This is a genomic window from Helicobacter sp., assembly GCF_029067145.1.
Lineage (GTDB): Bacteria > Campylobacterota > Campylobacteria > Campylobacterales > Helicobacteraceae > Helicobacter_D.
The window spans coordinates 1-3,267 of the sequence record NZ_JAIEFA010000078.1 but is presented as its reverse complement, the minus strand read 5'-3'; the positions used below and the strand labels follow the sequence as shown (position 1 = coordinate 3,267).

Annotated in this window: 3 protein-coding genes and 1 tRNA gene; 1 reads left to right on the top strand and 3 read right to left on the bottom strand. The window is 35.8% G+C overall.

The window, feature by feature from the left end; genetic code table 11:
• The first annotated feature begins 47 nt into the window (after positions 1-47).
• A complete protein-coding gene (locus K2N75_RS07655) occupies positions 48-1,163 on the top strand; it encodes a phospholipase A (protein ID WP_297679531.1) in 1,116 nt (371 codons plus the stop codon).
• Between the two features lie 41 nt (positions 1,164-1,204).
• Here K2N75_RS07655 and K2N75_RS07650 read toward each other — a convergent pair.
• From K2N75_RS07650 to glmM, 3 genes are all read right to left on the bottom strand, one after another.
• Positions 1,205-1,280, bottom strand: a tRNA-Val gene (locus K2N75_RS07650).
• Positions 1,281-1,304: 24 nt separating this feature from the next.
• A complete protein-coding gene (gene lspA / locus K2N75_RS07645) occupies positions 1,305-1,796 on the bottom strand; it encodes a signal peptidase II (RefSeq protein ID WP_297679530.1) in 492 nt (163 codons plus the stop codon).
• On the bottom strand, positions 1,790-3,127 hold the full coding sequence (gene glmM / locus K2N75_RS07640; RefSeq protein WP_297679529.1) for a phosphoglucosamine mutase: 1,338 nt from the start codon (positions 3,125-3,127) through the stop codon (positions 1,790-1,792). The genes lspA and glmM overlap by 7 nt, the downstream gene beginning before the upstream one ends.
• Positions 3,128-3,267 lie beyond the last annotated feature (140 nt).

The following is a 3,267-nucleotide window of genomic DNA, read 5'->3' as shown; positions in this document are numbered from 1 at the left end:
TAGTAATGTAAATTACAATTTATAATCTTAAGAATGTTTGGTGTTTAATGGGTTGGAATAAGATTCTGCAAATCATTGCCTTTCTCTCTCTTTGTTCTCTTAATGTATGGGCGAATAATCTTAAAGAGAGCCTTTCGGATTCCTTAGAATTTAAAAATGATGAAAAGTTAAAAGTATTAATTTTGAACGAAAATATGGAAGTATTGGAAGTTATAAAAGTAGATACAGAAAAAACAAATCAATTAACATTAAATTTACCAAAAGATAAAAAGGTTTATGTTACTTTTGTACAGCTTCAAGAGGCAGAATCCCCAGCAGATTCCAATCAACTAATTTCCTCATTGAAGCAAGAAGATTTACATCAAAGTCTTACAAAGGAAGATTCTGCTATTTATGAGGCGGAATCCGACAAGAAAACGCCTTATGAGGGACGTTTTGAACGCAATGAATTTATGGGCGGGTTATTGGGTTTTGAGCCGGATAGATTCAATTATATTATCCCAATGAATATAAGTAGTGCAAAAGAACCCAATCAAAACAAACAGGTGGAGACAAAATTCCAAATTAGCATTAAGAAAAAACTATTAGATGATTTATTTGCGCAAGATTTAGATTTATATTTTGCCTATACACAACAAAGCTTTTGGCAGCTTTATGACAATCAAAATTCTAGACCTTTTCGTGAAAGTAATTATGAGCCGAGTTTATATTTTAGCTATCCTTTAGAAGATTATGATTTATTTTTCAAACGTATTAATTTTGGCTATTTACATCAAAGTAATGGTGGTGATTTGAGCCATTCTCGTAGTTGGGATAGGATTTTTGCAGAGGGAATTTATAGCAATGGGAATTTTGTTGCCTCTTTAAGAGCTTGGTATAGAATCCCAGAAAAGGCTGAAAGGGACGATAATCCAGATATTACCAAATACTTGGGTTATGGTGATTTGAGTTTTGGCTATTTATGGAACAAACATCTCTTTACAGCGACTTTGAGGAATAATTTGAGAGAGGATAATAAAGGAGCTATTTTATTAGATTATTCCTACCCAATTTATAAGAATCTTTATTTGTATTTGCAATTTTTCAATGGGTATGGGGAGAGTTTGCAAGATTATAATAATTCCATTAATCGCTTTGGTGTTGGTATTTTGTTTAATCGTTAGGAGAATATTTTGTTTGGGATTTTGCTTTAATCTTTATAAAGTGGTGGCCACGACTGGACTTGAACCAGCGACCACTACCATGTCAAGGTAGTGCTCTACCAACTGAGCTACGCGACCGACTAAAATAAAGACGAGATTCTATCACGACACACTTTTATCTTTTCTTAAAAATGTTTGATAAAGTATGAGAACAACCCCTAAATCAATCATCACATCTGCAAAGTTAAAAATTGCAAATTCAAATTGATAATGCCAAAAAATATAATCCACTACTCCTCCGTGTATGAAGCGGTCTAAGACATTAGAGAATCCTGCTCCAAAGATGATTCCAAGAGGGAAAGCATAGGATTGGACGAATTCTTGATTTTTCCATAAGTAAATAAAGATTACAAAAAGAAGTAAAACTTGCAAAAATTTTAGCCAATCTCCCAAAAATGCGAACATAGAAAATGCCACACCTTTATTATAAACAAGAAGAAGAGAGACAAAGCGAGTTTCATAAATCGTATCACCAAACTGATAACCTTGCAGTAGAAAAGCCCATTTAATAGTTTGGTCTAATGCAAAAACAACAACAAATGCGATTCCAAAATTTATCCATTTTTGACGCGAATTTGATAAAGGGGCTAGCAAATTTTTCCTTTGAAATAGGTTTCACATTCTTGCATTATTTTTTCTAATTTTTTAACTTCTTTTCCCTCAAGCAGAATCCTTAGCTTATTTTCTGTTCCACTATATCGGATTAAATGCCGAATATTATGTGATTCTATGGTTTCAAGTAAGGCTTGATAATTTTCTAGTGATTCCAATGTAGGTTTGGAATCCACATTCAAATTTTTTAAGATTTGTGGATAAAGCTTAAAACAATCTAAAGCTTTGGAGGCAGATTTTTTGGATTTTAAAATATAGGCAATGGTTTGCAAAGCGCTCACTAACCCATCTCCTGTTTTTGCAAAATCGCTAAAGATAATATGTCCGCTTTGTTCTCCGCCAAAATTCAAGTCCTGTGCAAGCATAGATTCTAAAACATATTTATCTCCTACATTGGAGCGAATCAATTGGATTTGATGTTCTTTTAAAAATTCCTCTAAAGCATAATTGCTCATAATCGTTGCGACTGCAGTATCGTTTTTCAATGTTTTGTTTTCTTTGGCGGCAAGTGCCAAAGTCCCAATAAGTTTATCGCCATGCACGACTTCGCCCCTTTCATCTACGACAACAAGTCTATCTGCATCGCCATCAAGTGCAAATCCAATGTCTGCACGCACTTTGCGCACTTCTTCTTGAAGCATAAGCGGTTGTGTCGCGCCGCAATTTTCATTGATGTTGAAGCCATTGGGTTCATCATTAATCACAAAAACTTCTGCTCCAAGTTCGCTAAAAATCGTAGGTGCGACCTTATAGGCTGCGCCATTAGCGCAATCTATCACGACGCGGATTCCGTGCAAGGATAAGTCTTTGGGAAAAGAGTTTTTAATATGCACAATATAACGTCCCACGACATCGTCAATCCGCTTGCTAGAACCGACTTCTTTTCCTCTTTTTTGGGCATTTTCAAGTTGATGAGTATCGTGATAAATCTTTTCAATCCGCGCTTCGTCTTTTTCGTCAATCTTATAACCGCTGCGTCCGAAAAATTTGATTCCATTATCCATAAAGGGATTATGGCTCGCACTAACCATAATTCCACCATCACACCGCATATCTTCTGTGAGATAGGCAATCGCGGGTGTAGGCATTGGACCAATTTGTATGACTTCATATCCAACCGCTGTAAGTCCGCTAACAAGGGCATTTTCAAGCATATAGCCACTGCGTCTAGTATCCTTGCCGACAAGGATTCTGTTTGTTTTAGAATGCTCGCGATAATAAATGCCCGCTGCGATTCCGAGTTTGAGCGCACAGAATGCGTCAAGTTTCACGCCCGCTTCGCCTCTTACGCCATCTGTTCCAAAAAGCTTCATTTCTACACCTTTTTATTTGCTTTTAATAAAAAATCAGCTAAAATTATAGCTTAAAATTTTTATAAAAGGATTAACACCCTATGGCAAATCATAAATCTGCGCAAAAACGTATTCGTCAAACAAAAACACGCACCGAACGC